Annotated in this window: 22 protein-coding genes, 3 rRNA genes and 1 other RNA gene; 15 read left to right on the plus strand and 11 right to left on the minus strand. The window is 60.8% G+C overall.

What is annotated here, in order from left to right; genetic code table 11:
* Position 1 precedes the first annotated feature (1 nt).
* Positions 2-676 carry a ribose-5-phosphate isomerase RpiA gene (rpiA, locus tag B5495_RS09980; RefSeq protein ID WP_079553394.1) on the minus strand — a complete coding sequence of 225 codons (675 nt, stop codon included), beginning with the start codon at positions 674-676 and terminating at the stop codon, positions 2-4.
* A 229-nt stretch (positions 677-905) separates the two neighbouring features.
* On the opposite strand from rpiA, the gene ilvA reads away from it, so the two are divergent.
* Complete coding sequence (ilvA, locus tag B5495_RS09985) at positions 906-2420, plus strand: threonine ammonia-lyase, biosynthetic (RefSeq protein WP_079553396.1); 1515 nt, start codon at positions 906-908, stop codon at positions 2418-2420.
* 380 nt (positions 2421-2800) lie between these two features.
* On the opposite strand, the gene B5495_RS09990 is transcribed toward ilvA, so the two are convergent.
* The 3 genes from B5495_RS09990 to B5495_RS10000 all read right to left on the minus strand — a co-directional run bounded on the left by B5495_RS09990 (position 2801) and on the right by B5495_RS10000 (position 4027).
* Complete coding sequence (locus B5495_RS09990) at positions 2801-3484, minus strand: 5-formyltetrahydrofolate cyclo-ligase (RefSeq protein ID WP_231897163.1); 684 nt, start codon at positions 3482-3484, stop codon at positions 2801-2803.
* Positions 3485-3488: 4 nt separating this feature from the next.
* Positions 3489-3672: non-coding RNA, 6S RNA (ssrS, locus tag B5495_RS09995), on the minus strand.
* 58 nt (positions 3673-3730) lie between these two features.
* Entirely contained in the window at positions 3731-4027 is a 297-nt protein-coding gene (locus B5495_RS10000) for a cell division protein ZapA (protein ID WP_079553398.1), read from the minus strand.
* Between the two features lie 236 nt (positions 4028-4263).
* Between B5495_RS10000 and B5495_RS10005 the strand changes: the two genes are divergently transcribed.
* The 4 genes from B5495_RS10005 to B5495_RS10020 all read left to right on the plus strand — a co-directional run bounded on the left by B5495_RS10005 (position 4264) and on the right by B5495_RS10020 (position 8864).
* A complete protein-coding gene (locus tag B5495_RS10005; protein WP_079555034.1) occupies positions 4264-4842 on the plus strand; it encodes a UPF0149 family protein in 579 nt (192 codons plus the stop codon).
* Positions 4843-4889: 47 nt separating this feature from the next.
* The gene (gene pepP, locus B5495_RS10010) at positions 4890-6230 is read left to right on the plus strand and encodes a Xaa-Pro aminopeptidase (protein WP_079553400.1); all 1341 of its coding nucleotides are present in this window, start codon (positions 4890-4892) and stop codon (positions 6228-6230) included.
* Positions 6231-6335: 105 nt separating this feature from the next.
* Entirely contained in the window at positions 6336-7553 is a 1218-nt protein-coding gene (gene ubiH, locus B5495_RS10015) for a 2-octaprenyl-6-methoxyphenyl hydroxylase (RefSeq protein ID WP_079553401.1), read from the plus strand.
* 123 nt (positions 7554-7676) lie between these two features.
* Entirely contained in the window at positions 7677-8864 is a 1188-nt protein-coding gene (locus B5495_RS10020; RefSeq protein ID WP_079555036.1) for a UbiH/UbiF/VisC/COQ6 family ubiquinone biosynthesis hydroxylase, read from the plus strand.
* Here B5495_RS10020 and B5495_RS10025 read toward each other — a convergent pair.
* The 3 genes from B5495_RS10025 to gpmI all read right to left on the minus strand — a co-directional run bounded on the left by B5495_RS10025 (position 8861) and on the right by gpmI (position 12968).
* The gene (locus tag B5495_RS10025; protein ID WP_079553403.1) at positions 8861-10177 is read right to left on the minus strand and encodes a S41 family peptidase; all 1317 of its coding nucleotides are present in this window, start codon (positions 10175-10177) and stop codon (positions 8861-8863) included. The genes B5495_RS10020 and B5495_RS10025 overlap by 4 nt on opposite strands.
* A 69-nt stretch (positions 10178-10246) precedes the next feature.
* Complete coding sequence (locus tag B5495_RS10030; RefSeq protein WP_231897164.1) at positions 10247-11401, minus strand: murein hydrolase activator EnvC family protein; 1155 nt, start codon at positions 11399-11401, stop codon at positions 10247-10249.
* Position 11402: 1 nt separating this feature from the next.
* Positions 11403-12968 (minus strand): 2,3-bisphosphoglycerate-independent phosphoglycerate mutase, encoded by a 1566-nt coding sequence (gene gpmI, locus B5495_RS10035; RefSeq protein ID WP_079553405.1) that lies wholly within the window; start codon positions 12966-12968, stop codon positions 11403-11405.
* A gap of 222 nt (positions 12969-13190) precedes the next feature.
* Here gpmI and B5495_RS10040 point away from each other — a divergent pair, with 222 nt between their 5' ends.
* The 7 genes from B5495_RS10040 (at position 13191) to ruvX (ending at position 17840) form a co-directional block, all read left to right on the plus strand.
* The gene (locus tag B5495_RS10040; RefSeq protein WP_079553407.1) at positions 13191-13613 is read left to right on the plus strand and encodes a rhodanese-like domain-containing protein; all 423 of its coding nucleotides are present in this window, start codon (positions 13191-13193) and stop codon (positions 13611-13613) included.
* Between the two features lie 111 nt (positions 13614-13724).
* A complete protein-coding gene (secB, locus tag B5495_RS10045) occupies positions 13725-14222 on the plus strand; it encodes a protein-export chaperone SecB (protein ID WP_079553408.1) in 498 nt (165 codons plus the stop codon).
* Between the two features lie 3 nt (positions 14223-14225).
* Positions 14226-14981 carry a 16S rRNA (uracil(1498)-N(3))-methyltransferase gene (locus B5495_RS10050; protein ID WP_079553410.1) on the plus strand — a complete coding sequence of 252 codons (756 nt, stop codon included), beginning with the start codon at positions 14226-14228 and terminating at the stop codon, positions 14979-14981.
* A 31-nt stretch (positions 14982-15012) separates the two neighbouring features.
* Positions 15013-15711 (plus strand): CvfB family protein, encoded by a 699-nt coding sequence (locus tag B5495_RS10055; protein ID WP_079553412.1) that lies wholly within the window; start codon positions 15013-15015, stop codon positions 15709-15711.
* 67 nt (positions 15712-15778) lie between these two features.
* On the plus strand, positions 15779-16744 hold the full coding sequence (gene gshB, locus B5495_RS10060) for a glutathione synthase (protein ID WP_079553413.1): 966 nt from the start codon (positions 15779-15781) through the stop codon (positions 16742-16744).
* Positions 16745-16827: 83 nt separating this feature from the next.
* Positions 16828-17385 (plus strand): YqgE/AlgH family protein, encoded by a 558-nt coding sequence (locus B5495_RS10065; protein WP_079553415.1) that lies wholly within the window; start codon positions 16828-16830, stop codon positions 17383-17385.
* Positions 17385-17840, plus strand: coding sequence for a Holliday junction resolvase RuvX (gene ruvX / locus B5495_RS10070; protein ID WP_079553416.1), 456 nt, complete (start codon positions 17385-17387; stop codon positions 17838-17840). Before B5495_RS10065 ends, ruvX begins: the two co-directional genes overlap by 1 nt.
* On the opposite strand, the gene pyrB is transcribed toward ruvX, so the two are convergent.
* Positions 17837-18862 carry an aspartate carbamoyltransferase gene (gene pyrB, locus B5495_RS10075; protein ID WP_079553418.1) on the minus strand — a complete coding sequence of 342 codons (1026 nt, stop codon included), beginning with the start codon at positions 18860-18862 and terminating at the stop codon, positions 17837-17839. The two genes, ruvX and pyrB, sit on opposite strands and share 4 nt — an antisense overlap.
* Positions 18863-19522: 660 nt before the next feature.
* On the opposite strand from pyrB, the gene B5495_RS10080 reads away from it, so the two are divergent.
* The 3 genes from B5495_RS10080 (at position 19523) to rrf (ending at position 24443) form a co-directional block, all read left to right on the plus strand.
* Positions 19523-21060 (plus strand): 16S ribosomal RNA (locus tag B5495_RS10080).
* Positions 21061-21328: 268 nt separating this feature from the next.
* A 23S ribosomal RNA gene (locus B5495_RS10085) occupies positions 21329-24216 on the plus strand.
* Positions 24217-24327: 111 nt separating this feature from the next.
* A 5S ribosomal RNA gene (rrf, locus tag B5495_RS10090) occupies positions 24328-24443 on the plus strand.
* The 16S, 23S and 5S rRNA genes sit together here, the layout of an rRNA operon.
* An 80-nt stretch (positions 24444-24523) precedes the next feature.
* Here the strand turns inward: rrf and B5495_RS10095 are convergent.
* The 3 genes from B5495_RS10095 to flgM all read right to left on the minus strand — a co-directional run bounded on the left by B5495_RS10095 (position 24524) and on the right by flgM (position 26111).
* Complete coding sequence (locus B5495_RS10095) at positions 24524-25267, minus strand: SDR family NAD(P)-dependent oxidoreductase (RefSeq protein ID WP_079553419.1); 744 nt, start codon at positions 25265-25267, stop codon at positions 24524-24526.
* 91 nt (positions 25268-25358) lie between these two features.
* Positions 25359-25808 carry a flagella synthesis protein FlgN gene (locus B5495_RS10100; RefSeq protein WP_079553421.1) on the minus strand — a complete coding sequence of 150 codons (450 nt, stop codon included), beginning with the start codon at positions 25806-25808 and terminating at the stop codon, positions 25359-25361.
* Positions 25809-25844: 36 nt separating this feature from the next.
* A complete protein-coding gene (gene flgM / locus B5495_RS10105; protein ID WP_079555039.1) occupies positions 25845-26111 on the minus strand; it encodes a flagellar biosynthesis anti-sigma factor FlgM in 267 nt (88 codons plus the stop codon).
* Between the last annotated feature and the right edge of the window lie 67 nt (positions 26112-26178).

Genomic DNA, 26178 nt, shown 5'->3' on the forward strand with positions numbered 1-26178 from the left:
CTTAGCGCAGCGCGGTGCGTTCTACGCCGTCGCCCTTGCCCAGTAGCAGGACGTCAGCGCCGCGGGCGGCGAACAGGCCGTTGGTGACCACGCCGGCAATGGCGTTGAGCCGCGCTTCCAACTCTAGCGGATCCTTGATGTTGAAATCGTAGCAGTCGATAATCTGGTTGCCGTTATCGGTAAGCACGCCTTGGCGGTAGACCGGCTCGGCGCCGAGCTTGACCAGCTCGCGGCCGACGTAGGAGCGCGCCATGGGAATCACTTCGATGGGCAGCGGGAACTCGCCCAGCCGGGCGACGTACTTGGAGTCGTCGGCGATGCAGATGAAACGCTGGGCGCAGGCGGCGACGATTTTTTCCCGGGTCAGCGCCGCACCGCCGCCCTTGATCATCTGTAAGTCAGCGTTAACTTCGTCTGCGCCATCGATGTAAAAGGGCAGCGTGCCGACGCTGTTCAATTCCAGCACGTCGATTCCCAGGGCCTTCAAACGCTCGGCGCTCGCCTGCGAGCTTGCCACCGCGCCTTTGAAGCTATCGCGCAGTAGCTTCAGCCGGTCGATAAACAGGTTGGCGGTAGAGCCGGTACCAATGCCGAGCACCGTGCCCTTGTCCAGCCAGGGTTCGATTTCCTTGATGGCGGCGTCGGCCACGGCGGCCTTGAGTTCGTCCTGGGTCATAAAAAGCCTCTAGCGGTCGGGAAAAAGCATTGCGCAGGCGTATAGTATACCGACCCAGCGCCGCGCTGCCGATGCCGGCGCTAGACGTCGTCGGTAGCGATCTGCTAACAATGGAGGGCTGCCATAAAGACGCTGCAAGACCGACCTCTCCGTCAGCGCCCCCTATCAGAGCTTTTCGTTCGACCTTTCCGTGCGCCGCCCGGCGCGATATTTTTTGTGGGATACCAGCATGCTCGAAGCTACCGTGAAGAAAATACTCCAGGCCCGTGTTTATGAGGCTGCCTGCGAGACCCCGATTTCCCCTGCCCCGTTTCTTTCGCGTCGCTTCAACAACACGATTCTGATCAAGCGTGAAGATTTGCAGCCGGTGTATTCCTTCAAGATTCGCGGCGCCTACAACAAGATGGCGCAGCTTAGCGATGAGCAGAAGGCCAAAGGCGTGATTACGGCTTCGGCCGGCAACCACGCCCAGGGGCTGGCCATGGCGGCCACGCAAATGGGGGTCAAGGCGACCATTGTCATGCCGCGCATTACGCCGGAGATCAAGGTGTCTGCGGTGCGCGCACGGGGCGCCAAAGTGGTACTCAAGGGCGACGCCTTCAGCGCCGCCGCCGAGCACGCCAAGGCGCTGGTCGAAGAGCATGGCTATGTGTATATCCCGCCGTTTGACGATATCGACGTGATTGCCGGGCAGGGCACAGTGGCGGTGGAAATGCTGCGCCAGCACAGTGGCCGGCTGGACGCCATTTTCGTGCCCGTGGGCGGCGGCGGGCTGATTGCCGGCGTGGCGGCCTACGTGAAGTACCTGCGCCCGGACATCAAGGTGATCGGGGTGGAATCCGAAGACAGCGCCAGCCTCAAGGCCGCGCTGGAGGCCGGCGAACGCGTGGTGCTGGATCAGGTCGGGGTATTTGCCGAAGGCGTGGCCGTCGCACAGGTGGGTGAAGTGCCGTTTGCGGTGATGCAGCACCTGGTCGACGGCGTGATTACCGTCACCGCCGATGAAATGTGCGCCGCGGTGAAAGACATCTTTGAGGATACCCGCGCGGTATCCGAAACCTCCGGCGCGCTGTCGCTGGCCGGGCTCAAGAAATATATTCAGCAAACCGGCGCCGAAGGCGAAACGCTGATGTGCATCAACTCGGGCGCCAATACCAACTTTGATCGCCTGCAGCATATTGCCGAGCGCACCTCGCTTGGCGAGCAGCGCGAGGCGATTCTGGCCGTGACCATCGCCGAAAAGCCCGGCAGCTTCAAAAAATTCTGCCGTACCCTGGGCAAGCGCATGGTGACCGAGTTTAGCTACCGCTATGCCGACGATCGCGCCGCGCATATCTTTGTCGGCGTGCAGATCAAACCCGGCGGCGATGACCGTCAGGCGGTGATCGAACGGCTGCGAGAAGCGGACTATCAGGTGGAAGACCTGACCGATAACGAACTGGCCAAGCTGCATATCCGCCATCTGAGCGGCGGGCGCCCTAGCGCCAACGTGGCCGAGGAGCTTTACCGCTTCGAGTTTCCCGAGCGCCCCGGCGCGCTGATGAACTTTCTCACCCAGCTGCCCCATGACTGGAACATCTCGTTATTCCACTACCGTAACCACGGCGCCGCCTACGGCCGCGTGCTGGTGGGCATGCAGGTGCCCAACGGCGATAGCGCCCACATCGAAGAACACCTGGATACGATTGGCTACCGCTACTGGCGGGAAAGTGACAATCCGGCGTATCGATTGTTCATGGCGTGAGCGGCTTTTCACTATCCGCGAGAAAAGCGCCGCTAAAAGGCGCCTTTTCCCGTTTTCAGCGGCTGGCCTGGCGCCTTATAGTCATCAGATCAATAATGAGAAACGTCACTAAAAACGCTGAGGCAGCGTTTTTAGGTGTTGGCGCGGTATCGCCCGGGACGGAGATCTCCGGGCTTGTCATCTGGGAGAAGCAGTATGCGTCGCAAGAAGCCGGATATGATCATGACACTTACCCTGGTGTTTGCACTGGGGGTCCTCGCTACGGGGTATGCGCAGGCATTATCAGGCAGCTAGGTGCGTGCGCCCGCAGGGTAATTAAGTGGGGTGAATCAAAAACGGGCTGTGCCGTCATGGCACAGCCCGTTTTTGTTGCCCCGCGTTCAGCGCTTTTGCGGGCGCACGGTGGCGGCATCGGTGGCAATCGCGGTTAGCGGAATGTCCCACGGCTCCACGGGCAGGTGCGCTACCTGCTGGCAGGCGTGCGCCACGCCGATCAGCGCCGGCGCGGGGCGCCGGTAGCGCATGAATGCCAGCGTGCGGTCGTAAAAGCCGCCGCCCATGCCCATGCGGTTGGCGTTGGCATCAAAGCCCACCAGCGGCACGATCAAGGCGTCCAGCGCCCATGCGGGCAGGCGGTTCTGGCGGCGAGCGCTAAACGCGGCGGCAGGCTCTGGAATGCCAAACCGATTTTTGACCATTGGCGTGCCCGGCCGGTAGGCCACAAACCATAGTGAATTGGCCGAAAAAGGGCGTAATACGGGTAAGTAAACGCTTACACCGCGGCGGTAAAGCCAGTGCAGCAGCGGCTGCGGGTCGATTTCACCGCCCATGGGCAAATACAGGCTGACGCGGCGAGCGCGGAGCAGTTCGGGCAGGGTTCTCAGCCGGCGGCATAGCTGCGCGGTGGCGGCGCGTTGTTCACGCGGTGAGAGGGCGCGGCGGCGGCGTTTAAGCTCGCGGCGAAGGGCAGTTTTAGCCTGTGAAGGCGAGGAATGCGGGATGCTAGAGGAAGATTCAGCGGTTGATATGATCTCGGTGGTTGGCATGACCCCGGTGGTTAACATGAAAGAGTTCTCCAAAGTGCCGCTGTCGTTCTGGCCCTGAACCTAAAGGTTCAGGTCGGGTGGCCGCAGCCAGACCGTCAGGCTTTCCGTCGCGCGGACATGCACACGGGTCTGGCTAGCAATGGCCGCCCTAGGTACTGCGCATAGGCTCGAGGGACTATAACGACTGGCGCACACCCCAGAGAACACTGCCATCTTACCAGAACCTGAGCGCAGGCCAAAGCCCGGAGCGCCTGCGGGTGGTTTTTACTTTGAGCGGTTTTTCAGCGCGCCGTCCAGGCGCTCGCCAAGACGGGTGAGTTCAGCTTCATAGCCGCGCTGCTCGTCCAGCGCTTCAAGGAGCTCATGGGTGATGTTAAGCGCGGCCATTACCGTTACGCGGTCGTTGCTGAGCGTGGTACTTTTCGACTGAATGCCGTGCATTGCACGGTCCAGGTAGCGCGCGGCGCGCACTAGGTTGTCTTTGGCACCCGGGTCGCAGGCAATGGTGTAATGCCTGCCCAGCAGGGCGATTTCTGTTGTCGGACGCTCGGCGTCACTCATCAGTTGCTCCAGCGCAGGCCATCAAAGGATCTATGCGTTAACATTCTCGCACAGGAACGTCTTGCACAGGCAAGTATAAAACGGCTTGGCTCAGGTCGCCTGGCTAAGCGGCGCTGAGCGTTACCCGCCGCTTAACTATAAGAGAGCCGCTGTGTCAGGGTCAACGCGCAGCGCCGGACGTGCCGGTGAGCCGGACCAACGATTTTTTATCACCCGCTAAATGGATCACTTTTTTTATGTCCTTGATTGATGAACGCCAGGATTTCTCCGACATTGCCGATGTGTTTTTGCTGCACGGCAGCATGCAGTCGCCGACCTTTCTCGATGGCAGGCTGTGCGCGCTTTTGGCGCTTAAGGATGTCAGCGCGGACACCTGGCTTGAGGAAGTGTGTCTAAGCCTGGGCGTTGAGCAGCCGCGGAACCCGGAGAGCGCCGAGCGGCTGTTAGGCTGGCGCCGGCAAACCGTGGCGGCACTTAGCGCCAGTGAGCTGAACTACGAGCCGCTGTTGCCCGACGAGCTGTTCTCTTTGGCCGAACAGGCGCAGGGCCTCAGAGAATGGGCGCTGGGCTTTTTGGAAGTGCTTGAAGAGGTGGTGGATGACGACCAGCGCGCGCAGTGGTCAAAAACGCTTTGCGAGGCCATGGATGACCTGCCGGCGCTGGCCCGTATTGACGCCGACATCGACAACAGCACAGAGAACGAAAACGACCTCTCTGCGTTGACCGAGCACGCGCGGATGACCGCCATGATGCTCTACACCGAGCAGCACCCCGGCCAGCCCCAAGTCGAGCAAAGTGACGCGCCGGTGCACTGACTTTTGCGCCACCGTGTCACACAATTTTTCTGCACTCAGGAGCCACAATGCTACCCGACCTGATGCCGCGCCCGGCGGCGATCACCCCCGATGCCTACGCCAAGCGCCGCGCTGCTCTGATGGCAACATTGCCTGCCAGTGCCGCGGTGTTGATTCCCGGCGCCTCGCTTGCGACCCGCTCGCGGGATAGCGAATACCCGTTTCGCCAGAACAGCGATTTTTACTACCTGACCGGCATCGTTGAGCCCGACGCGCTGCTGGTGCTGCTGCCCGGCCGCGAGGCTGGCGCGGCGGTGGTGTTTTGCCAGGACCGCAATCCACTGTGGGAGGCATGGACCGGCCGGCGCCTGGGTGCGGCGGGCGTGGTCGCCGAACACGGCGTAGACGAGGCCTTTGAAAACGCCGAGCGTGACGTTCAGCTGAGCGCGCTGCTGGAAGGCCGCGAGCAGCTTTTTGTGCCGTTTGACGACGGTGAAGCGTTGGCGCTGGCCGAGCAGGTTTACGCCGAGTCTCAGGCCGGCCGCCGCCGGGGCATTGCGCCCGTTAGCGGCTTTCACGACGTCAGCCCGCTGATTCACGCCATGCGTCTGGTCAAGGCGGACGATGAAATTGCTCTGATGCGCCACGCCGCCGAGATTTCCGCCCGTGCTCACTGCCGCGCGATGCGTGCCAGTGCGGCGGGGCTTAGCGAATACCACCTGCAGGCCGAGCTGGAGCACGAATTTGTCTGGCAAGGCGGCAGCGGGCCGGCGTACAGCACGATTGTGGGCGGCGGGGACAACGCCTGCGTACTGCACTATGTGGAAAATAGCGCGCCGCTTAATGATGGCGACCTGGTGTTGATCGATGCCGGCGCCGAGTTTGATCTTTACGCCGGTGACATTACCCGCACCTTCCCCGTATCCGGCACTTTCAGCGAAGCCCAGCGCGAGGTGTACGAAACGGTGCTCGCCGCGCAGGAAAGCGCCGTGGCGGTCATCAAGCCCGGTGCTACGCTAAACGAGATTCACCAGGGCGTGGTGCGTGACCTGACGGCGGGGCTGATTGAGCTGGGGCTGCTCTCGGGCGAGGTGGATGAGCGCATTGCCGACGACAGCTACCGGCGCTTTTATCTGCATTCCACGTCGCACTGGCTGGGGCTGGACGTGCACGACGTGGGTGACTACCGCCTTGACGCCGACACGCCGCGCCCGCTGGAAGCCGGCATGGTGCTCACCGTGGAGCCGGGGCTGTACATTCCCGACGCCGAGGATATTCCCGCCGCTTATCGTGGCATGGGCATCCGCATTGAAGACGACGTGGTGGTCACCGCCACCGGTCACGAGGTGTTGACCGCGTATGTGCCCAAGCGGGTGGCTGATATTGAGGCACTGATGGCCAGCAAGTGATCGGTTTTTTTCAGCGTTTGATATTTATTACGTAATATACGTTACGATTGTATTTTGCGTATTTTTATTAAAGATACATAAAAACAGTCGGTTAGGGAGTCAACCATGGATACACCCGCGCATACGGCGACCCACGACATTGTGATTGTGGGCGGTGGTCTGGTCGGTGCCAGCCTTGGCTGCGCGCTCGCCCCGCTGATTGAACGCTACGCGCTGAAGGTGGCCATTATCGAAGCCGCGCCGCTGCCGGCGCCCTCGCCGCAGGCCGAATGGCAACCCAGCTTTGATGCCCGCGCCAGCGCCATTGCTGCAGGCTCGGCGGAGCGCTTCCGCCGGCTGGGGGTATGGCAGGCCATGCGCCGCGAAGCATCGCCGATCAAACGTATCCACATCAGCGAGCGGGGGCGCTTTGGCGCCACGCGGCTGAGTGCGGATGAAGTCAACGTCGAGGCGCTGGGCCATGTGATTCCCAATGCCTGGATGGGACAAGTGCTGCACCAGCGCCTGGCGGCGCTTGACCTTGAGTGGCACTGCCCGGCCAAGGTCGAGCGCATTGCGCCGCAGCCCGGCGGGCACCGGCTTGAGCTGTCGGACGGCAGCACGCTGAGCGCGGCGCTTACGGTGCTGGCAGACGGCGGACGCTCGGGCTTGAAAGAGCAGCTGGGCATCGACAGCCACCAAGCGGCCTACGCGCAAACCGCGCTGATCGCTAACGTAGGCGTCAGCGAGCCGCATCGCGGCGTGGCCTACGAGCGCTTTACCGCTGAAGGCCCGATGGCGCTGCTGCCGCTCCCGGGCAACGCCATGGAGCTGGTGTGGACGCACCCGGCCGGTGAGGAAAAAGCGCGTATGGCGATGGGCGACGGCGATTTTTTGACCGCGCTGCAGCAAGCCTTCGGCGACCGCGCGGGGCGTTTTACCCGGGTGGGCAAACGCTATGCGTACCCGCTGTCGCTGGTGACCGCGCAAGAGGCGGTGCGCCCGGGGCTTGCGGTGCTGGGCAATGCCGCCCACGCGCTGCATCCGGTGGCTGGGCAGGGGTTTAACCTTGCGCTGCGCGGAGTGACGGATCTGGTCGAAACGCTGGAAGACAGCCTGGCCGCGGGGGGCGCGATGGGCGACATGGCAACGCTGGGCGCGTTTGACCAGCGCCGCGCTCGTGACCGGCGCGGGGTGGTGCGTTTCAGCGATGGGCTGATCCGTCTGTTTGGCACCACGCTGCCGCTGCTGCCCCAGGCCCGCGCGGCGGGGTTGGTCGGGCTGAATCTGGCCGGCCCGCTGCGCCGGGATGTTATCCGCCGGGCGATGGGGCTCGAGCGTTAATTTCCACCCGCGCCCGCAGGCGGGCGCTTTGATGACGAGGCAACGCTAGTGACGACGACGAAAACCACCACCGCGAGCGGACAGCCGCCGGCTGACTTTGATGCGCTGATTGTGGGCGGCGGCATGGTCGGTGCGGCGCTTTGTGCGCTGCTGGCCGACGCCGGCATGCGCGTGGCGCTGATTGAAGCGCAGGCTCGACCGCTCAGCCTTGAAGCATGGGATGGTACGCGGGTCGCCCCGCGGGTCAGCGCGCTGTCGCCGGTCTCCACCCGGTTGCTCACCCGGCTGCACGCCTGGCCGGCCATGGAAAAAAGGCGCGTGACGCCGTACCGCTTTATGCGCGTGTGGGACGCCGAAGGCAGCGGCGATATCGCCTTCAGCGCCGACGAAGCCGGCGTGGCTAATCTGGGGCATATTGTTGAGAACAACGTGACGCTGGCCGCCTTGAATGCCCGGATTCTGGAGCATCCGAACGTGACGCCGCTGTACGGCGCGCGCGTTGAAGCGCTGCAAACGTCGCCTACCGGCCGCTGGCTGACGCTCGACGATGGGCGCCAGCTCGGTGCGCCGCTGGTGGTGGCCGCCGACGGTGCGCGCTCGGCGCTGCGCGAGATGGCGGAAATTGACGTGGTGGAAGACGATATGCACCAGCACGCGGTGGTCACCACGGTACGCTGCGAACGCCCCCACGGCGCGACCGCGCGTCAGGCGTTTGTTGACGGCCAACCGCTGGCGTTCTTGCCGCTGACGGTTAACGGCGACGAGCGCTACTGCTCGATTGTCTGGTCAGTGACGCCGGCGCGAGCGAAAACCCTTGAAGCAATGTCTGCCGAGGCGCTGGGTGAAGCGTTGGGCGAGGCGCTGGACTACCGCCTGGGCGCGGTGGAAGTGCGCGACAAAGCGTATGCGTTTCCGCTGGTGCAGCGCCACGCGCAGCGCTATGTGGCGCCGCACTTTGCGTTGATAGGCGACGCCGCGCACAGCGTTCATCCGTTGGCCGGGCAGGGCGTCAATCTGGGGCTGATGGACGCCGCGGTACTGGCCGAAGAGGTGGTGACGGCCTTTAAGCGCGGCGCCGGCTGGGGCGATGTGCGGCTGCTGCGCCGCTATGAGCGCCGCCGCCGTGCGGATAACGCCACGATGCTGGCGCTGATGAAGGGCTTCAAGACGCTGTTTGGCAGCGCTCATCCGGGCGTGTTGCTGGCGCGTAACGTCGGCATGAGCGGCCTGCACCGGCTGGTGCCGATCAAGCGCGTGATCATGCGGCAGGCGACCGGAGAACGCGGCCGCCTGCCGCAAAGCTGCCGTTAGCGGTTGCGGCGGTCAACCACGTTGAGCGCCTTGAGCAGATTCAGCGCCTCGCCCAGCTGGTAGTCGTCGCGCAGGCGCCCTGAGGTGGCGGCATCGCTGCCTGCGGCCTGACCCGACGAGCTCAGGTGCCCCTCCAGATCGGCTTCGCGCAGCTCAAAGCGGCTGTCGGCGATTTCAAGGCGCCCGCGTACGACCGTGACGTCGGGCTTGATGCCCTGCGCCTGAATCGAGCGGCCGTTGGGGGTGTAGTACAGCGCGGTGGTCAGCTTGAGGCCTTCGTTTTCACCCAGCGGCATCACCTGCTGTACCGAGCCTTTGCCAAAGCTCTCGGTGCCCATGATCACCCCGCGGCGCTGATCCTGCAGGGCGCCGGCGACAATTTCGGCCGCCGAGGCGCTGCCGCCGTTGACCAGTACGACCAGCGAGACATCGCCGGCGGGCGTTGACGGCGTGGCCGAAAACGACATCTGGCTGTCGTTGAGACGGCCTTCGGTATACACCACGCGGCCGTGGTCCAGAAACAGGTCGGCGATATCCACCGCGGACTGCAGGATGCCGCCGGGATTATTGCGCAGATCCAGCACCAGTCCGTCGAGCATGCCGCCCTCGGCGTTGTCCAGCATCTCTTCGATAGCGCTTTGCGCCTGGTCGGCAGTGCGCGTTTGAAACTGGCTGATGCGCAGGTAGCCGTAGCCCGGCGCCAGCAGCTCGTGTTTGACGCTTTCGCTGCGGATGATTTCGCGGCTCAGGGTCAGTTCGCGGGGGCTGTCTTCGCCGGCACGTAGAATCGCTATCTCAATGTCGGAACCGGGTTCGCCGCGCATCAGGTTGACGGCCTCGTGCAGCGAAATGCCCTCGGTTGAGGTGTCGCCGATGCGGATGATGATGTCGCGCGCCATCAGCCCTGCCCGGGAGGCAGGAGTGTCGTCAATGGGGGTAATCACCGTCAGCTGGTTGTTTTCCATGCCGACTTCGATGCCGATGCCGCCAAATTCCCCCTCGGTGGACTCGCGCAGGCTCTGATATTGCTCTTCGTCAAGATAGGCCGAGTGCGGGTCGAGTTCGTTGAGCATCCCGCGCATGGCGTTGCGCAGCAGCGTGCGGTCGTCGACTTCTTCCACATAGGCGCGCTTGATGTGTTCAAACACCTCGGCAAAGGTCTGGATGTCTTCCAGAGGCAGCTCGTTGGCACCGGGCTCCGTCGTGCTCGGCGCGGCCATGGCCGGCGCCGCCAGCGCGAGCGCGGCAGCCGGGAGCAGGGTGGCCAGAAAGCGCCGGGTGGTTGGCAATAGCGGGGTAACAGATGGCGTCATTATGGCTCCGCAGGGCGAGAGGCGACGGGCCCGCCGCCGAAAAAACGTGAATGGCGCAAGCTTAGCCCGTCAGCGGCGCGCAATCCAACGCTTGGGGTTGATCGGCTCGCCGTTACGGCGGACCTCGAAATACAGCGCCGCGCGCGGCTGGCCGCCGCTGTTGCCCACGTAGCCAATCACGTCACCGCTGGCGACTTTCTCACCGGGGCCGTGGGTAAAGCGTTGTAGGTGAGCATACAGCGTCATGATGTGGTCGCCGTGATCGATGATCAACAGATTGCCAAAGCCGCGTATCCAGTCGGCAAATACCACCCGGCCTTCATGCACGGCCTTGACCGGCGTGCCGGCATTGGCGCCGATAGTAATGCCGTTTTGGTGCACGCCTTTTTGGCGCTGGAAGCCGGCGCGCAGGGTGCCTTGCACCGGCCAGGGCAGGTCGCCGCGGGTCTGGGCCATTTGCGTGCTGGGCGTGGGGCTTGCTAGTCGTGCCATCTGTTCACGAATCTGACGCAGCCGTTGCTCGGCCTGTTTGTGGTCTACCTGAAGTTCGGCCAGATGGTGGCCCTGGCTTTGTTCACGCTGGCCAAGAGTGGCGAGTATGTCACGGCGCTTGGCAGTGCGCTGGGCCAGCGTTGCGCTTTCTTCTTTCAGCGCCTGGTTGGCGTCGTCAAGGCGCTGGCGGCGGTCGGCCAGCCGGGCGGCGTTTTGCGTCAGCGCGTCGTCCAGCCGGGCGATATCGGCCAGGCGCTGGTTGCGTGCCCGGCTCAGGCGATTGAGGTACGCCTGCATGCGGTCAAGCTCGGCCGGGTTGCCCTGATTGAGCAACAGCTTGAGCTGGGGCGAGTCGCCCAGCCGGTAAAGGGCGGCCAGCTGGGTGCCCAGCGCGTCGAGCTGGGCCTGACGCGTTGTTTCAAGGCGTGTCCGGCGCTGTTTCAGCGCTTCACTTTCTTCCGTTAGCTTGCGCCGCTGGGCTTGAACGTCATCCAGCCGCGCATGCATATCGGCCAGCGCGACTTCGACGTCGCGCAGCTTGCGCTCGGCATCGCTGCGGGCCTCGGCGGTGGAATCAAGGCGCTCTGATGCCGCCTGTATTTCCTCTCCCAGCGAATCGAGTTGTTGCCGGGCGGACGCCTCGTCGGAGCGTCCTTGTGCCGGCAGGGCGGTAAGCGCGAGAACCACCAGCGCGCCGGTGGCGTAGCGCCGCACGGTCGGCCGCAGGCTCAAATCAGCCTAACCGGATCAGCGGGTTGCCGCTCATGGCGGCAGGAATGTCCTGATCCATCAGGGTCAACAGCGTCGGCGCCAGGTCGCACAGCCGGCCTTCGTCAAGCGTTGCCTCGCGCGTGCCAACGTAGACCAGCGGTACGGGAAAGACCGTGTGCGCGGTTTGCGGCGCGCCGGTTTCCGGATGCACCATTTGCTCGGCGTTGCCGTGGTCAGCGGTAATCAGGCAGGCACCGCCGGCCCGTTCGATGGCCTCGACCACGCGACCGACGCAGCGATCGACGGTTTCGATGGCCTTGACCGCGGCGTTGTAGTCGCCGGTGTGGCCGACCATATCGCCGTTGGCGTAGTTGCAGATGATCAGGTCAAAGGTGCCGCCGTCGATGGCGTCGACCAGACTGTCGGTGAGCTCAACGGCGCTCATTTCGGGCTTTTCGTCGTAGGTGCGCACGTCCTGCGGCGAGGGCAGCAGAATGCGCGTTTCGCCGTCGAACTCGTCTTCGCGCCCGCCGGAGAAGAAAAACGTCACGTGCGGGTACTTTTCCGTTTCGGCAATGCGCAGCTGTTTCAGCCCCCGCTGAGCGACGACTTCGCCCAGGGTGTCGGTCAGGTTGGTCGGCGGAAAGGCAACCGATGCGCGGATGTCGGCGGCGTACTGGGTCATCGTCACCAGCCCTTCGCCGGCCAGCACCGGGCGTGAGGTGCGCTTAAAGCCGTTGAAGTCCGGCTGGGTGAAGGCGCGGGAAAGCTCGCGGGCGCGGTCGGCGCGAAAGTTGGCAAAGATCGCCGCGTCGCCGTCTTCAATCACCACCGGGCTGCCATGGATGTGCATGCTGGTGGCGGCGACAAATTCGTCTGTTTCGCCGCGTTCGTAGGCGTCGCGCAGCGCTTGTTCGGCGCTGATGGCTGCAAAGTCGGCCTTGCCTTCGGTGAGCAGCTCATAGGCTTGGGCCACGCGCTCCCAGCGGTTGTCGCGGTCCAGTGCGTAAAAACGCCCGATCACCGAGGCAATAAAGCCGTTATCGGCGCCCACCAGCTCGGCCAGCCGGGCGTTGACGCGCTCAAGCGAGTGCATGGCGCTCTTGGGCGCCATGTCGCGGCCGTCGAGAAAGGCGTGAACGTAGATGCGCTGGGCGCCGCGGCGGGCGGCCAGCTCGGCCAGCGCAATAAAGTGATCTTCGTGGCTGTGCACCCCGCCGGGGGAAAGCAGCCCGAACAGGTGCACGGCGCGGCCGTGATCCACGGCATCATCGATGGGGACGGTGAACGCCGGATTGAGATCGAGATCGCCGTTTTCTACCGCCTGGGTAATCCGCGTGAAGTCCTGAAACACGATGCGCCCGGCGCCCAGATTCATGTGGCCCACCTCGGAGTTGCCCATTTGCCCGTCGGGCAGCCCGACGTGGTGGCCGTCGGTGTGCACGAACGCACGCGGTCGCTCGGCCCAGAGCTGGTCCATCACCGGCGTATGCGCGCCGGCAATGGCGTTGTGCTGGCTGTCGGGGTTGTGGCCGTAGCCGTCGAGGATGATCAGCGCCACCGGGCGCGGCGTGGTTGCAGTGTCCATGAAAACCTCTCGTCATTAGGCCGAGCGCAGGCGTGGCGCAACGTCGCGGCGCATGCAAGTTGTTCGCATCATAACGCAGGCGGCCCCTTGTCGTCATGGCGGGGTATGCTCGCAGCGGGTTGCGGTGTGTATACTGGTGCGCTTAACGGCGGTACGGCCGCCGCGGGTAGTGGCTTACTTGGTATATCTTATTAGTATATTGACAAAGAGATTGAGCGCGCGATGATCGATCAGTTATTGGAATTTGCACAGAACCACATGTTGCTGGTGGGGGCTTTTGCAGTGGCGCTGCTGGCCTGGCTTTTCTACGAAACGCGCAGTGCGGAAAAACACAGCGTTAGCTCCGGCGAGGCCACGCACCTGATTAACCGTGAAGATGCGGTGGTGCTGGATATTCGTGAAGACAAGGAGTTCAAGACCGGGCATATTGCCGGTGCTCGTCACATTCCCCAGAGCAAGCTTGATGACCGGATGAACGAGCTGGACAAGGTCAAAGACAAGCCGGTTATTATCGTCTGCAAACACGGCCAGAGCTCGGGCGTGGCCCAGGCGAAGCTGGACAAGGCCGGCTTTGAGCGTGCGCTGAAGCTCAAGGGCGGCATGGGGCAGTGGCAGGCCGACAGCCTTCCGGTGGTGAAAAAATAAGCGCTCCGGCGCTGGCCGGTGCGGGCATTCCCGCGCCGGCCGTGATTATGACCGCGGTGCTGTATGACGCGGCTTTTTATCCTCGCAGATTGAATTTTTCAGGAGTTCCCCATGGCGGAAGAAGACAACAACACCCAGCAGGCCGGCGCGGCTGACGAAAAGCCCAAGCTGACGTTCTCGCTACAGCGCATCTATGTCAAAGACATCTCCTTTGAAGCGCCCAATTCGCCCGGCGTTTTCAAGCAGCCGTTCAAGCCCAAGGTCAATCTGGACCTGAACACCACCAGCACGCAGACCGCCGATGATCAGTACGAGGTGGTGATCAAGGTGACCGCTCAGGTCAACGATAGCGAAACCGGCACCACGTCGTTTCTGGTGGAGGTTGAGCAGGCCGGGCTGTTCCGCATTGGCGGCATCGAAGGCGAGCAGCTGGAGCAAACGCTGGGTGCGTTCTGCCCCAACCTGCTGTTTCCCTACGCCCGCGAATGCGTCGACAGCCTCGTCAACCGTGGCGGTTTTCCGCCGCTGATGCTGGCGCCGGTCAACTTTGATGCCATGTACGCCCAGCGCAAGCAGCGCGAAGCGCAGGCCGCCGAAAGCGCCGAGTAAGCCATGCAGGCCGTCGATTGGTACGCCGCTAACGGCAAAATGCCGCGTTTTTATGTGCCCACTGCGCTAAACGAGGGGCACAGCGTGACGCTGCCCGAGGGCGTGGCGCGCCACGTCACCCGGGTGCTGCGCCTTGGCGCTGGCGCGCCGCTGGTGGTGTTTGACGGCCACGGCAGTGAAGCCGGCGTGCGGCTGGCGGAAGTATCGCGCAAGCAGGCAACGGTCAGCGTGGAGGCCGTCTGGGCGGGGCGCTTCGAGTCGCCGCTTCAAGTGCATCTTGGCCAGGCAATCTCCAAGGGCGACCGGATGGACTACGCCATCCAGAAAGCCGTGGAGCTCGGCGTTGCGGCCATCACGCCGCTGTATACCCGCCGCGGCGACGTGCGTCTGAAAGGCGAGCGCGAGGCCAAAAAGCTGGCGCACTGGCAGGCGGTAGCCGCCAGCGCCTGTGAACAGAGCGGGCGGGCAACGCTGCCGCCCGTGCATCCGCCGCTCAGCCTCGATGAGTGGCTTTTACAACGCGACGAGCCGCTGCGGCTGATGCTTCATCCGGCCACGGAGAGCGGGCTTCAGGCGGAGCGCTCGCCGGCAGCGGCAGCGCTGTTGATTGGCCCCGAGGGCGGCCTCGCGCCGGACGATATTGAAGCGGCCCGTGCGGCGCAGTTCACCCCGCTCACGCTTGGCCCCCGGGTGTTGCGCACCGAAACGGCGCCGGTGGTGGCGCTGACCCTGCTGCAGCACCTCTGGGGTGATATATAACACCCACACTCTCGTTAAGGACGGCTCTGACATGACCCGCGACACTCATAACACGCACCTGGCCGCAACGGATGCCGTGGCACATATCGGCGAGGTCGCGTATCTGTCGGTTACGGCGGTCAATAACACCGGCGCGTTTCTGCGCTGGGGACTGCCGAAAGACGTGCTGTTGCCGTACAGCGAGCAGCTGTTCCGCCCCGACCCCGGCAAGCGTGTGCTGGTCAAGCTGTATGAAGACGATCAGGGGCGACCGGTGGCCTCGATGCGCCTTGAACACTTCTTGAGCGACGACGCCTGGGCGCTGGAAAACGGTGAAGCAGTGACGCTGGTGGTCGCTGAGCGCACCGATCTGGGGATGAAAGTCGTGGTCAACCACCGCTACTGGGGGCTGATCTACGCCGATAACATGACCCAGCCGCTACGCCGCGGGCAGACGTTGCCGGGTTTCGTCAAACAGCGGCGTGACGATGGCCGGCTGGATATCTCACTGCTGCCGCCCGGTAGCGCCCGGCTGGACGTGGTCGGCGAAAAAGTGCTCAAGGCCCTGCGCGAAAGCGGCGGCTACCTGCCATTGGGCGATAAAAGCGCAGCCGACGATATCAAGGCGCGGCTGGGCGTGAGCAAGAGTGCTTATAAGCAAGCGATTGGCCGGCTGTTCAAACGCCAGCTGATCACGCTTGAACCCGAGGCCGTGCGTCTGGTGCCGGGGGCGCTGGAGTCGCTGGACTGATTTTACGGCCTGTTATTCATCCCCGGGCGTGCCACCCTGGCGCGTTCGTTCCTGAACGGTTATTGCAATGAGCCAGTCAAACCTGCATCTGGGCGTGGTGATGGATCCCATTACCGCGGTTGCCTACAAGAAAGATTCCACCATGGCGATGCTCTGGGCCGCCCAGGATCGTGGCTATACGCTGCACTATATGGAGCAGGAAGACCTGTTCCTCAATGCGGGGCAGGCCTACGCGCGGATGCGCCCGCTAACGGTTCACCGCGATCCCGAGCACTGGTTTGATCTGGGTGAAGCCGACGCCCGGCCGCTGGCCGAGCTTGATGTCATTTTGATGCGCAAGGACCCGCCGGTCGATGACAACTTCACCAACGCCGTGCATTTACTCGGCTTTGCCGAGCGTGAAGGGGTGCTTATCGTCAACCCCACCGAGGCGCTGCTGACGTGCAATGAGAAACTCTTTGCCCAGCAGTTCCCCCAGTGCTGCGCGCCGACGATGGTGTCGGGGCGGGCTGACGTGCTGCGAGCGTTCCATGCGGAACACGGTGACGTGATTTTCAAGCCGCTTGACGGCATGGGCGGTAAGGGCATTTTTCACATCGCCCCGGATGGCCGTAACCTCGGCGCGGTGATCGAACAGCTGACGCTTGATGGCACGCGGCAAGTCATGGCGCAGCGCTATCTGCCGGCCATCAAGGAAGGCGATACGCGCATTTTGCTGATTGATGGCGAGCCGGTGCCTTACGGGCTGGCGCGCATTCCCTCGGCAGGCGAAACTCGCGGCAATCTCGCCGCCGGCGGTCGCGGGGTGAGCCGTGAGCTGACCGCCCGCGACCGCTGGCTGGTTGAGCAGGTACAGCCGACGCTGCGCAAGAAAGGGCTGTTATTTGTGGGACTCGACGTCATCGGCGACTACATCACCGAAATCAACGTCACCAGCCCGACCTGCATCCGCGAAATAGACGACCAGCGCGGCACCCGCATTGCCGATCAGCTGCTTGACGCGGTGGCGCGTCGCCTGAGCACGATGCGCTGACGGCGTATGGTGCAGGCAACGTTAATCGACCGTGGTCATCGATAATCAGCCGCCGGCGCATGACCGACGGCGCTAGGAGACGCATGCAAAGTTTGAAGAATCATTTCTTGTTGGCAATGCCGCACATGGACGAGGCGAACTTCGCTGGAAGCCTGGTCTATCTGTGCGACCACGACGACAACGGCAGCATGGGAGTGATCGCCAACCGGCCGTTGGACATTACGCTTGATGCCCTGTTCGAACAGCTGGAGCTGGGCGGCAGCCAGAGCCTGCACCGCAACGCGCCGGTGTACTACGGCGGCCCCATGCACAAGGATCGCGGCTTTATTCTTCACCGAGGCAATAGCGATGACTGGGACTCAAGCGTTCAGGTCACCGACGAGCTGACGTTGACGACCTCGATGGACATGCTCCAGGCGCTGGCGTCCAATGAAGGCCCCGAGCGCTTTATCGTCTGTCTGGGCTGCGCCGGCTGGGATGTGGGCCAGCTGGAAGACGAAATCAAGGATAACGCCTGGCTGACCATCGAAGGCGAATCGAGCGTGCTGTTTGAAACGCCGCCCGCAGAGCGGATGACGGCGGCGGCGGGCATTCTGGGTATCGACCTTAACCTGATGACCCCCGATGCAGGGCATGCCTGATGGCAGCCGAGGGGCAGCGGCTGGTGCTGGCCTTTGATTTCGGCGCCAAGCGCATCGGTGTCGCGGTGGGTAATGAGCTGCTGCAAAGCGCGCGCGAACTGACCCCGCTCACCGCACGTGACGGCATTCCCGACTGGAATGTCGTGACGCAGCTATTGGCCGAGTGGCAGCCGGATTTACTGGTGGTGGGGCTGCCGTTGCACATGGACGGCAGTGAATCCGAGATGAGCGTACGCGCGCGTAAATTCGGTAACCGCCTGCACGGGCGCTATCGCAAGCCGTGCTATATGGTCGATGAACGCGGCTCGACCCGCGAAGCCAAGCAGATCGCTCACCAGGCCGGCCATAAAGGCGATTATCGCGCCGACAGCGTTGACGGCATTGCCGCCGTGCTTATTCTGGAAGGCTGGTTTGCCCACCGGGAAGGGCTGCCCGGCGGGCGCACGACTGGCTAGGCATCCAGCGTGCCGAATCGGCCGGGCACAAACCAGCGTACCGGACGCATCTCCTTTTCAATCAGCTCATCGACCTGCAGCAGCGTGGCAAAAATGGCCATGCGCACCGGAATGCCGTTGTCTGTCTGGCGGAAAATCGCCAGCCGCGGATCGCCGTTCAGGCCCACGTCCAGATCGTTGGCGCCGGGGCGGCTGTCGCGCGGTAGCGGGTGCATCACAATCGTCTCGGGCGTACAGCGCTGATCCATAAACCGCTTGTTGACGATAAAGTCGTCGGACACGCCGGCAAAGGTTTCACTCATCTCACTGGTAAAGCGTTCTTTCTGAATACGCGTGGTGTAGACCACGTCGAGGTCGCTGAAATCACTGGCCAGGCTGTCGCGTAGCTCAATGCGGTGCCCACGCGATGCCACCAGCTCCACCAGCGCCGCGGGCATTTCCAGACCGGGCGGGGCAACGAGGGTGATGCGCATGGGTTCATACAGCGACAGCAGCTTGATCAGCGAGTGCACCGTACGGCCGTGGAGCAGGTCGCCGGTGAGCAGAATATGTGCCCCGGCCAGCGTTTTACCCAGCCGCGTAAACTCCTTGTGGATGGTATAAAGGTCCAGCAGTGCTTGGCTGGGGTGCTCGCCCGCCCCGTCGCCGCCGTTGATCACCGGCACGTTGGTGGCGTTGGCAAACTCGGCCACCGAGCCCTGCTCGGGGTGGCGCATCACGATCGCGTCGCAGTAGCCGCTCATGACCCGGCTGGTGTCATACAGCGACTCGCCTTTGGCCATCGACGAAAACGTAAAGCCGGTGGTGTCGCATACGCTGCCGCCCAGGCGACAAAACGCGGCGTGAAAGCTGACCCGGGTGCGCGTGCTCGCTTCAAAAAACAGATTGCCAAGTACAGCGCCCTCCAGCACGCGGGTTGTCTGGCGTCGGCTGGCAATGGGTTCCATGCGTGCGGCAACGCGCAAGAGGTGGTCGACGCGGCCTCGATCAAGTGAATCAACGGAGAGCAGGTGCGGGTTCATTAAAGGCCTCTCTATAAGGACGTGGGACAGTACTTATGACAGTACGCGAGCCGAACAGCAGCGTGCGTACAGCAATATGGCGATGAAGCAAGATAACAATAGTGTACCCGCCCGCCAGCGCACCGCCGAAGCGCTTTTTCTCTACTGCATGCCGAAATGATAATTTATTTTCACACGCCCCTTGCCAACATCCAGCTTGAGCCGTAGAGTACGCACTCGCTGCCGACGACGTCTCACGTCACCGGCGGTGTTAGAGCTTTAAAAGCTCTTGTTTGTCAGGCAGTTAGCGCGTCGGTTTACGTTTTGTTTTTCGATAACCGGTTTTAAAAGCGCCCTTGACAAACACCACGGAATGCGTAGAATACGCCTTCTTCGCAGCAACGTTAGTCGCTGAGTCACTAGCGACAACGACACGTTGTTCAGGGTAAGTTTTTATGACTCACCCCGCGACACGCTCTTTAACAAGTTGATCAGGTAATTCATGTGGGCGCTTGCCTGAGTGGGTGACAAATCACCTATTATCAAGGCAAGCGACTCGTCAAAGATGAAACGGCTTCGGTCGTTGAGTTTTTTTGAGAACGTTTGAAACCTTGAGCCAAGTTTGATTCGCTTTTTCCCAATGCCTACGGGTGGCGGGAGAGTAAGAATCACAATGATTGTAAACTGAAGAGTTTGATCATGGCTCAGATTGAACGCTGGCGGCAGGCTTAACACATGCAAGTCGAGCGGAAACGATCCTAGCTTGCTAGGAGGCGTCGAGCGGCGGACGGGTGAGTAATGCATAGGAATCTACCCAGTCGTGGGGGATAACGTGGGGAAACTCACGCTAATACCGCATACGCCCTACGGGGGAAAGAAGGGGCCTTCGGGCCTTTCGCGATTGGATGAGCCTATGTCGGATTAGCTGGTTGGTGAGGTAATGGCTCACCAAGGCAACGATCCGTAGCTGGTTTGAGAGGATGATCAGCCACATCGGGACTGAGACACGGCCCGAACTCCTACGGGAGGCAGCAGTGGGGAATATTGGACAATGGGCGCAAGCCTGATCCAGCCATGCCGCGTGTGTGAAGAAGGCCTTCGGGTTGTAAAGCACTTTCAGTGAGGAAGAACGCCGTCGGGTTAATACCCCGGCGGAAAGACATCACTCACAGAAGAAGCACCGGCTAACTCCGTGCCAGCAGCCGCGGTAATACGGAGGGTGCGAGCGTTAATCGGAATTACTGGGCGTAAAGCGCGCGTAGGCGGCTTGATCAGCCGGTTGTGAAAGCCCCGGGCTCAACCTGGGAACAGCATCCGGAACTGTCAGGCTAGAGTGCAGGAGAGGAAGGTAGAATTCCCGGTGTAGCGGTGAAATGCGTAGAGATCGGGAGGAATACCAGTGGCGAAGGCGGCCTTCTGGACTGACACTGACGCTGAGGTGCGAAAGCGTGGGTAGCAAACAGGATTAGATACCCTGGTAGTCCACGCCGTAAACGATGTCGACCAGCCGTTGGGATCCTTGAGATCCTTGTGGCGAAGTTAACGCGATAAGTCGACCGCCTGGGGAGTACGGCCGCAAGGTTAAAACTCAAATGAATTGACGGGGGCCCGCACAAGCGGTGGAGCATGTGGTTTAATTCGATGCAACGCGAAGAACCTTACCTACCCTTGACATCCTGCGAACTTGGTAGAGATACCTTGGTGCCTTCGGGAACGCAGAGACAGGTGCTGCATGGCTGTCGTCAGCTCGTGTTGTGAAATGTTGGGTTAAGTCCCGTAACGAGCGCAACCCTTGTCCTTATTTGCCAGCGCGTAATGGCGGGAACTCTAAGGAGACTGCCGGTGACAAACCGGAGGAAGGTGGGGACGACGTCAAGTCATCATGGCCCTTACGGGTAGGGCTACACACGTGCTACAATGGCCGGCACAAAGGGCTGCGAACTCGCGAGAGTAAGCGAATCCCATAAAGCCGGTCTCAGTCCGGATCGGAGTCTGCAACTCGACTCCGTGAAGTCGGAATCGCTAGTAATCGTGAATCAGAATGTCACGGTGAATACGTTCCCGGGCCTTGTACACACCGCCCGTCACACCATGGAAGTGGACTGCACCAGAAGTGGTTAGCCTAACTTCGGAAGGCGATCACCACGGTGTGGTTCATGACTGGGGTGAAGTCGTAACAAGGTAGCCGTAGGGGAACCTGCGGCTGGATCACCTCCTTAAACGATGCGTCATCCGCCCGGCAAGCGCTCACAATGAATTACCTGATCGATATTGTGTATGGGCAGCGGTAAGTCGACAGACTTACCACTGCGTTTACGCAGTTGCTCTTTAACAATGTATATCATGCTGATAAAAACCGATGGTTTCGTTAAGAATTCTGTTTTAATGTTTTTAAAACAAGAGCTTGATGAAAGCATCATGTGATACGTCTCAAGCGTATCCGGCAATAATCGTTGTCATTGCGACCCCGACTCCTTCGGGTTATAGGGTCAAGCAATGAAGCGCACACGGTGGATGCCTAGGCAGCCAGAGGCGATGAAAGACGTTGTAGCCTGCGATAAGCGTCGGTGAGGTGGCAAACAACCTGCGACCCGGCGATCTCTGAATGGGGAAACCCACTCACCATAAGGTGAGTATCGCATCCTGAATACATAGGGATGCGAGGCGAACCGGGGGAACTGAAACATCTCAGTACCCCGAGGAAAAGAAATCAACCGAGATTCCCCCAGTAGCGGCGAGCGACCGGGGACCAGCCCTTAAGCGTGTGACTGATTAGACAAAGGCATTGGGAAATGCCGCCATAGTGGGTGATAGCCCCGTAGTCGAAAATCTGATCGCGTGAAATCGAGTAGGTCGGGGCACGAGAAACCTTGACTGAAGACGGGGGGACCATCCTCCAAGGCTAAATACTCCTGGCTGACCGATAGTGAACCAGTACCGTGAGGGAAAGGCGAAAAGAACCCCAGTGAGGGGAGTGAAATAGATCCTGAAACCGTGTGCGTACAAGCAGTAGGAGCAGACTTGTTCTGTGACTGCGTACCTTTTGTATAATGGGTCAGCGACTTATTTTCAGTAGCGAGCTTAACCGATTAGGGGAGGCGTAGGGAAACCGAGTCTTAACAGGGCGAACAGTTGCTGGGAATAGACCCGAAACCGGGCGATCTACCCATGGCCAGAGTGAAGGTTGAGTAACATCAACTGGAGGCTCGCACCCAAGTATGTTGAAAAATGCTGGGATGAGCTGTGGGTCGGAGTGAAAGGCTAATCAAGCCCGGAGATAGCTGGTTCTCCTCGAAAGCTATTTAGGTAGCGCCTCACGTATCACCGCCGGGGGTAGAGCACTGTTTCGGCTAGGGGGTCATCCCGACTTACCAACCCGAGGCAAACTCCGAATACCGGTGAGTGCGAGCGTGGGAGACACACAGCGGGTGCTAACGTCCGTTGTGAAAAGGGAAACAACCCAGACCGTCAGCTAAGGTCCCGAAATCCTGGTTAAGTGGGAAACGATGTGGGAAGGCTCAGACAGCTAGGAGGTTGGCTTAGAAGCAGCCATCCTTTAAAGAAAGCGTAATAGCTCACTAGTCGAGTCGGCCTGCGCGGAAGATGTAACGGGGCTAAACCAGGTACCGAAGCTACGGGTTCATCCTATGGATGAGCGGTAGAGGAGCGTCGTGTAAGCCGATGAAGGTGGATTGAGAAGTCTGCTGGAGGTATCACGAGTGCGAATGCTGACATGAGTAACGATAAAGGGCGTGAAAAACGCCCTCGCCGGAAGACCAAGGGTTTCTGTTCGACGCTAATCGAAGCAGAGTGAGTCGGCTCCTAAGGCGAGGCCGAAAGGCGTAGTCGATGGAAAACGGGTCAATATTCCCGTACCTCACAGTATTGCGAAGGGGGGACGAAGAAGGCTAGGTGAGCCAGGCGTTGGTTGTCCTGGTGAAAGTCCGTAGGCTGGGAGTCCAGGTAAATCCGGATTCCTAAGGCCGAGAGACGAGACGAAGACACCACGGTGTTGAAGTCATTGATGCCACGCTTCCAGGAAAAGCCTCTAAGCCTCAGATACTGCGAGACCGTACCCCAAACCAACACAGGTGGTCAGGGTGAGAATCCTAAGGCGCTTGAGAGAACTCGGGTGAAGGAACTAGGCAAAATGGTGCCGTAACTTCGGGAGAAGGCACGCCGGCGTAGGGTGAAGAGACTTGCTCTCTCAGCCCGAACCGGTCGAAGATACCAGGTGGCTGCAACTGTTTACTAAAAACACAGCACTCTGCTAACGCGCAAGCGGACGTATAGGGTGTGACGCCTGCCCGGTGCCGGAAGGTTAAATGATGGTGTTAGCTTCGGCGAAGCACTTGATTGAAGCCCCGGTAAACGGCGGCCGTAACTATAACGGTCCTAAGGTAGCGAAATTCCTTGTCGGGTAAGTTCCGACCTGCACGAATGGCGTAATGATGGCCACGCTGTCTCCACCCGAGACTCAGTGAAATTGAAATCGCCGTGAAGATGCGGTGTACCCGCGGCTAGACGGAAAGACCCCGTGAACCTTTACTATAGCTTCACACTGAACGCTGATGTTGCCTGTGTAGGATAGCTGGGAGGCTTTGAACTCCGGTCGCCAGATCGGAGGGAGCCACCCTTGAAATACCAGCCTGGCATCATTGGCGTTCTCACTCGGGTCCGTAATCCGGATCGAGGACCGTGTGTGGTGGGTAGTTTGACTGGGGCGGTCTCCTCCTAAAGCGTAACGGAGGAGCACGAAGGTACCCTCAGCACGGTCGGACATCGTGCAATGAGTGCAAGAGCATAAGGGTGCTTGACTGCGAGACTGACACGTCGAGCAGGTGCGAAAGCAGGTTCTAGTGATCCGGTGGTTCTGTATGGAAGGGCCATCGCTCAACGGATAAAAGGTACTCCGGGGATAACAGGCTGATACCGCCCAAGAGTTCACATCGACGGCGGTGTTTGGCACCTCGATGTCGGCTCATCACATCCTGGGGCTGAAGTCGGTCCCAAGGGTATGGCTGTTCGCCATTTAAAGTGGTACGCGAGCTGGGTTTAGAACGTCGTGAGACAGTTCGGTCCCTATCTGCCGTGGGCGTAGGATGTTTGAGAAGGGCTGCTCCTAGTACGAGAGGACCGGAGTGGACGCATCTCTGGTGTTCCGGTTGTCACGCCAGTGGCATTGCCGGGTAGCTAAATGCGGACGGGATAACCGCTGAAAGCATCTAAGCGGGAAGCCCCCTTCAAGATGAGACATCCCCGAGGCCAAGAGCCTCCTGAAGGGCCCAGCAAGACGAGCTGGTTGATAGGCACGGTGTGGAAGCGCTGCAAGGCGTTGAGCTAACGTGTACTAATGGCCCGTGAGGCTTGACCCTATAACACCCAAGGGGTTGGCGTCGCAGGACAACGATGAAAGACAGACCGGATACGCGAGACGATCACAGACGGTTTTTAGTCAACAGTCAGCATGATATATACCCGTTTCGCCTGACGACCATAGCGTGCGTGAACCACCTGATCCCTTGCCGAACTCAGTCGTGAAACCGCTCAGCGCCGATGGTAGTGTGGGGTCTCCCCATGCGAGAGTAGGTCATCGTCAGGCACTTATACTGCAATCAACCCAGCCACTAGGCTGGGTTTTTTGTGTGCGTGGAAGAAAAGTGGCAAGAGAAAGCAGGCTATTTACCAATCAACCGGCTTGTCGTCCCAGTCCCAGAAGCTGCCTGTGTCGTTGGGGGTGCGCTTGGCCATGACGTTAACCAGGCTTTGCGCTACAAACGCCGGTGAAAAAAGTTTGCCTTCAGGCACCCGTGCCTGAAAAGGCTGAGACAAAAGCGTATCGGTTGTACCCGGATGTAGGCATAGAACAATGGACGCTTTGTTGAGGCGGGCGAGTTCAATGGATACTGTCTTCATCAGCATATTATGGGCCGCTTTACTGGCCCGATAGCTATACCAGCCGCCAAAGGCGTTGTCGTTAATAGAGCCGACGCGGGCCGACAGGCTGGCTATAATTGCCGGATGGTTGCCCTGAAGAGAAGGCTTGAGGGCGGCTATCAACAGAGCGGGCGTTGACGCATTGACGTGCATCAGATGAGAGAGCGCGTCAGCGCTTAGCTGCTCAAGGCGCTTTTCTGGTTGTATGCCGAGGTGGTCATCGTGCAACGTGCCCATCGCGTTGAACAGCAGGTGTACCGGCTGCCCGTCCAGGTGCTGCTTTAGCGCACTACGCCCGTCTTCCTGAGTGAGATCAAGAGACAGCGTAGTAACGCGGGGGTCGTCGGTGTACGCCGCTTCAACGCGGGTGATAGCGATGAGCCTGCCAAGTTGGGAGGATTCAAGCAGCGTTTCAACCATGGCGCGTCCAATGCCGCCGTTGGCACCGGTTATCACGGCCGTATAGGCTTCGGGAAGGTGGTTGAACATATCGACCTCAATAAAAATGCTACGTAGTAGCTCTCATTGAAGCGAGTTGTCTAGTTTTTGTCTAGCCTTTGTTCAATAATAGTCCACTCGCTCAGGCCGATGCGTTGATACGTCCAGGTTGGGCACTGTTGCGGCCGTCGGGCTTATACAGGGTTTTTTCGGCAATTTGGCGAATATAATCGAGCATTTTCTGATTATGCTGCATACGCAGCGAGAGCATTTGACCCGTTAGGTCATTCATTCGCGCGACGCGTTCGCTTTTTTCCAGCAGCGCTTGCCAGTCGACATGACAGCCGGCATCTCTCGCCGCCTGGCGGGCGCCTTCGGGGCTGTCTGCATAGCCTAGTCTTTGCTGTACGCTGTGGCGTAGCGACTCCATATCATCAAGCTCTGACAGCAGCGCTTGCTTGTCTTCGGCCAGCTGGACCAGACGGTTGCCGTCGATGTTGCCTTGGGTCAGCAGAGATTGCTCGTGTTCCATCAGCGCAATCAGCTTGCTTAAGCGCGTTTTCTGGTCGGTAAGCAGGCGGGCAAGGCTCATGGAAGCGTCTCCTGTGGTAATGCGTCAAACGCGCTGTTATTGCTTGCCGAGGTTGGCGATAAGCCCTTCGGCGATGCGGTCAGCGTGTATTTCCAGCTGGCCATCGCGGATCGCCGAGCGTATTTCTTCGACCTTCAACGTGTCAATATCCTGGCCGGCATCGACATTTTGCTGACGAATGTGAGACACGTCTGACTGCGCCGGCTGCGCCCCCGCTGCTTTATCGGCCTGAGCCTTTTGGGGTTCGCTGCGCGGGTGAGCCTGATTAGGGCCAACCAGCGAATTGAGATGATTGATTTTCACGCTGTGTGCCTCCGTTAACATTCTGGCGTCCAGCGCCACTTACCTTAGTCTATCGGCTATGCCTACG

This window comes from Vreelandella subglaciescola (assembly GCF_900142895.1).
Taxonomy (GTDB): Bacteria; Pseudomonadota; Gammaproteobacteria; order Pseudomonadales; family Halomonadaceae; genus Vreelandella; species Vreelandella subglaciescola.